The organism is Streptomyces sp. NPDC058664, assembly GCF_042716635.1.
Classification (GTDB): Bacteria; Actinomycetota; Actinomycetes; order Streptomycetales; family Streptomycetaceae; genus Streptomyces.
This window is the reverse complement of record NZ_JBHXRW010000147.1, coordinates 1-4,273: the sequence shown is the minus strand read 5'-3', so window position 1 is coordinate 4,273 and position 4,273 is coordinate 1. Positions and strand designations below refer to the sequence as shown.

The 4,273-nt window shown below is 72.5% G+C and carries 5 protein-coding genes; 3 read left to right on the top strand and 2 right to left on the bottom strand.

The features are described 5' to 3' along the window. Nucleotides 1–158 precede the first annotated feature (158 nt). On the bottom strand, nucleotides 159–629 hold the full coding sequence (locus ACFWUY_RS40680; protein ID WP_384121851.1) for an ATP-binding protein: 471 nt from the start codon (nucleotides 627–629) through the stop codon (nucleotides 159–161). A 246-nt stretch (nucleotides 630–875) separates the two neighbouring features. On the opposite strand from ACFWUY_RS40680, the gene ACFWUY_RS40675 reads away from it, so the two are divergent. Both ACFWUY_RS40675 and ACFWUY_RS40670 read left to right on the top strand, forming a co-directional pair. Then, nucleotides 876–1,406: a DUF6328 family protein gene (locus ACFWUY_RS40675; RefSeq protein WP_384121849.1), complete on the top strand. Its 531-nt coding sequence runs from the start codon at nucleotides 876–878 to the stop codon at nucleotides 1,404–1,406. Between the two features lie 46 nt (nucleotides 1,407–1,452). Next, the gene (locus tag ACFWUY_RS40670) at nucleotides 1,453–1,782 is read left to right on the top strand and encodes a plasmid stabilization protein (protein WP_384121847.1); all 330 of its coding nucleotides are present in this window, start codon (nucleotides 1,453–1,455) and stop codon (nucleotides 1,780–1,782) included. A 117-nt stretch (nucleotides 1,783–1,899) separates the two neighbouring features. Here ACFWUY_RS40670 and ACFWUY_RS40665 read toward each other — a convergent pair whose 3' ends face one another. Beyond that, complete coding sequence (locus ACFWUY_RS40665) at nucleotides 1,900–3,318, bottom strand: amidase (RefSeq protein ID WP_384121845.1); 1,419 nt, start codon at nucleotides 3,316–3,318, stop codon at nucleotides 1,900–1,902. Nucleotides 3,319–3,413: 95 nt separating this feature from the next. Between ACFWUY_RS40665 and ACFWUY_RS40660 the strand changes: the two genes are divergently transcribed. Continuing rightward, a complete protein-coding gene (locus tag ACFWUY_RS40660; RefSeq protein WP_384121843.1) occupies nucleotides 3,414–4,109 on the top strand; it encodes a 4'-phosphopantetheinyl transferase family protein in 696 nt (231 codons plus the stop codon). Nucleotides 4,110–4,273: the final 164 nt, after the last annotated feature.

The following is a 4,273-nucleotide window of genomic DNA, read 5'->3' as shown; positions in this document are numbered from 1 at the left end:
GCACCTTTTCGATCATGATCGACTGGGGCGACAAGTCATGCCGGGCCCGGAGACCGGGAGCCCCATTGCGGGGCCACGAAGAAGGTAACGGGCGGAAAAGGGCGGTAGAGGTACGGGAGAGAGGCACGGAAGGGCCGGGACGAAGAGACCGGACAGAATCAGTGGAGCGGCAGCCGTACCTCGATGGCCTTTCCGCCCCCCGGCAGGCGACGGATCCTGATCTCCGACGCCAGCAATCCGATCAGGGGCCAGCCGAAGCCGCCCTCCCCCGGTCCCCGCGGTCCGGCGTCCCGCTTCCTTCCCCGCCCGTCCGCGGGGTGCGGCAGCTCATCGCTCGCGTCCGCGACGGTGATCGTCACCGCGTCGCCGTCCGACTCCACGTCGAAGCCGGTGAGGCCGCCCCCGTGTCGCAGCGCGTTGCTCACCAGTTCCGACGTCACGAGAAGGGCGTCCCCGACGGCTGTCGGGGACGGACGCCCGCCCGTACCGGCCACGGCCGTCTCCAGCGCCCGGGCCACCCGGGCCCGCGCCTCGGCGGCGTCGCGTGGGACGTACGATCCGGCACTCCCGGGTTCTTCGCGCGCCTGGGCCGCGTCGGCCGGAGCCCGTCGCCGGTTCCCTTCCGGCATGCGATGCCCTGCGGTCACAGTTCTGCCCACCCGGTCTCTCGTCGAACCCGGCCTCGCTTCTTCCACGTTCACCGGGCCCCTTCCCCGAGGAACGCCCGGCATTCCCCCTCGTGGCGGGCCCGGATGCCGGGCCCTTCTTGTGCGATCAAATGAAGATAGGACTTGCGCGGATGCGATTTGACCGACCGGGGCAGACGCGGTCTACGGCCCGCCTGACCTGGGCCGTCGGATCGGGAGGGTGAAAAGATGGCTGTCGACGGAAACGGGCGGGGACGCGAGGAGACCGCGGACGAACGCGCCGACCGGCAGTGGCAGGATCTCCTGCAGGAGATACGGGTGACCCAGACGGGCGTGCAGATCCTCTTGGGATTCCTGCTGACCGTGGTCTTCACCCCCCGGTACGAAAGCCTCGGTTCCACCGACAAGGCGACCTACATCCTCACGGTGATCCTGGGGTCGCTCGCCACCGGCGCACTCATCGGTCCGGTCTCCTTCCACCGGATCGTCTCCGGCCGGCGGATCAAGCCGCAGGCGGTCGTCTGGGCGTCCCGGCTGGTCATGGTCGGAGTCCTGCTGCTGGTCGCCACCCTCACCGCCGCGCTCTTCCTCATCCTGCGGGTGGCCACCGACAACACGATCGTCCCCTGGCTCGTGGCGCCCGTACTCGCCTGGTACCTGCTGTGCTGGTTCGCGCTGCCGCTGTGGGCCCGGAACCGGCACGGCTCGGACAGCGACGACGACCGGCGCGTGACGCGTGACGTATCGCGACGCGGGTAGCCGCACGACGGCAAGCCCCTCGGAACGCGCCGGAAGGAGAAACACCATGCCTCGCGGATCCAGCCCGAAACGGGAACGGCAGTACGAGCACATCAAGGAGAGCGCGGAGGACCGCGGCGAGAGCACGAAGCGCGCCAAGGAGATCGCCTCCCGCACGGTGAACAAGGAACGGGCCCGGCAGGGCGAGTCCAAGACCTCGAGCCGGCAGTCCCGGGAGGACATGTCCTCCGGCGAGCGCGGAGGACGGCGCTCCCACAGCGGCGCCGAGGGGCGCACGTACGACCAGCTCTACGAAGAGGCCAAGCGCCGCGGCGTCGACGGCCGTTCCAAGATGGACAAGGCGCAGCTCAAGCGCGCCCTCGGCGACGACAGCTGACGCGGCCCCACCACGGAAGGACGGCCGGAGGGCGGCCGCTCGCCGCAGTGCGGCGGGCGGCTCTCTCCGGCCGTCTCCGGGTCTCTCCCGTGTTCCCCGTGTCGCCCGTGTCCCCCGTCAGACGTCCTGGAGGCGCCGGAACGGGCGGTCCGCCTCCAGCTCGAACGCGACCTCGAGGAGGGTCCGCTCGCTGCCGGGACGGCCGGAGAACATGACGCCGACGGGCAGCCCCTCCTCGGTCGCGTCCGGGGCGGGCACCGAGATCGAGGGCGTACCGACGACGTTGTTCAGCGGCGTGAAGGCGACGTACGCGAGGATCCGCTCGATCAGGGTCCGGTAGGGGACGGTCGGGCTGAGGTGCCCGAGCTCCGGGGTGGTGTGGGCCAGTACGGGCGTGAGGATCAGATCGAGGCCCCGGAAGGCCGCCGCGTACGCCTCCCTCGTACGCCTCAGCCGCCGCAGCACACCCGGAGTGCTCCGCCAGCTCTTCACGTAGTCCTCGCGCAGTCCCCGGCTGAGGCCGTCCATCCGCCGCCGGTCGAAGTCCCGGCCGAGGGAACGACCGGTGACGCCGATGAGGAACGACAGCATCCCCCAGTAGGTGAGGAAGTCGTCGGTGAAGCGGGGGTCGAGAGCAAGCTCCACCGGTTCCACGGTGTGCCCGAGCCGTTCCAGGGTGGCCACCGTGCCGGTGACGGCCGCCCGGGTGGCGGCGTCGGTGTGGACCCCGCTCGGCGAGTCCACCAGGAACCCGATGCGGAGCCGCCGGTCCGAGGGGCCCTCGACCAGACCGAGGGGCGGCAGTCCCGGATTGCGCCAGTGCGCCTCGGCGGCGGCGAGGAACGCGGCGGTGTCCCGTACGGAACGGCTCACGATGCCGTCCGAGACGATGTCGAGGGGCAGTTGACGGCTCTGGGCGTTGGTCACGACCCGGCCCCGGGTCGGCTTGAGACCGACGAGCCCACAGCAGGCCGCCGGAATGCGGATCGAGCCGCCGCCGTCGTTGGCGTGCGCGATCGGCACCGCCCCGGCGGCGACGAGGGCCGCGCTGCCGCCCGACGAACCACCCGCCGAGTAGCCGGTGTTCCACGGGTTGCGCACCGGCTCGGCGCCCTCGTACTCCGTGGCGGGGCTGAATCCGAACTCGGGCAGCCGGGTCTTGCCCAGCACGATGACGCCGCTGCTCAGGAGCTGCCGGGTGAACGGCGCGTGCCGCCGCGCGGCCCTCGGGGTGAAAGCCGCGCTGCCGTGGCCGGTGGGCAGGCCCAGGTAGTCGGTGTTGTCCTTGACGAACGTCGGCACCCCGGCGAACGCTCCGCCGCCCGCCCCGGCCGCGAGCGCCGGGGCGTCGAGACGGACCTGCACCGCGTGGAGCCGGGCCTCGACCGCCCGTACCCGCTCGGCCGCGTCCCTGACGACCTCCGCGGCGCCGACCTCTCGCCGCCGGATCGCCCCGGCGAGCCCGACGGCGTCGTGCTCCCCGAGCGCGTCGTCGCGGAAGGCGTGCACCGTGGCCCGTTCCTCGAAAGTCGTCACCGCTGCCTCAGCCCCCGGCCGTTGGATGGTTGCCCGCAAGCATGCCCTACCAATGGGTAACACGCGAGGGCCCGGCCTCGTTGCAGAATGACGGCATGACCATGGAGATCACTCCCGTACGGCTGTTGCGGGCCGGCTCGGGGCCGGAGCCGTCCACGGCGCCCCTCACCGACGGGGCGGTGGCGCTCTGGCTGCTGCCGGTGTCGGAGGACCCCGACGCGTACGACCTCCTCGACGAGGAGGAACGGCGGCGGTGGCGGGCGCTCATGCGGGAGGGCGACCGAGCCCGCTACCTCGCGGCGCACGGGGGCCTGCGGCGACTGCTCGGGCACTACCTGGGGATGCCGGCGGACGAGGTGGTGCTCGTCCGGGAGGACTGTCCGCTCTGCGCGGGGCCGCACGGCCGGCCGGCCGTCCGGGGCGGGGCGCTCCACTTCTCCCTCTCGCACAGCCGGGACCTGGTGCTCGTCGGACTCGCCACGACCCCCGTGGGCGTCGACATCGAGGCGCACCCGGAGGCCGAGGTGTCGGAGCTCGTCGCGGGCAGCCTGCACCCGCTCGAACGGGAGGAGTTCGACCGGCTGCCCCCGGAGGCCCGGCAGGCCGCGTTCACCCGGTGCTGGGTACGCAAGGAGGCCTACCTCAAGGGCACGGGCGAAGGGCTCGCCGGCGGCCTCGAGCGCACGTACACGGGCCTGGGGTCCGAGCCGGCCCCCCTGCCGGGCTGGTCGCTGACCGACGTACCGGTCGCGCCCTCGTACGAGGCGGCCGTCGCCACGTCACGGCGGTGACACCACCGTCCGGTGGCCAAGACGTCGAAGTGGAGGCCGGAAACGTCGAAGTGGGGGGGGGGGGGGGGGGCGGGGCCCGCCCCCGCGGAGGCCGAACCACGGGCTGGGGGGGGGGTGGGGCACACCCCCCCCCAGGAAGAGCCAACAACACACACAAGAAGGGC

Excerpts from the sequence above, each read along its gene's own strand:
- ACFWUY_RS40680 (WP_384121851.1), bottom strand. The coding sequence starts at position 629 with ATGCCGGAAGGGAACCGGCGACGGGCTCCGGCCGACGCGGCCCAGGCG.
- ACFWUY_RS40675 (WP_384121849.1), top strand. The coding sequence starts at position 876 with ATGGCTGTCGACGGAAACGGGCGGGGACGCGAGGAGACCGCGGACGAA.
- ACFWUY_RS40670 (WP_384121847.1), top strand. The coding sequence starts at position 1,453 with ATGCCTCGCGGATCCAGCCCGAAACGGGAACGGCAGTACGAGCACATC.
- ACFWUY_RS40660 (WP_384121843.1), top strand. The coding sequence starts at position 3,414 with ATGACCATGGAGATCACTCCCGTACGGCTGTTGCGGGCCGGCTCGGGG.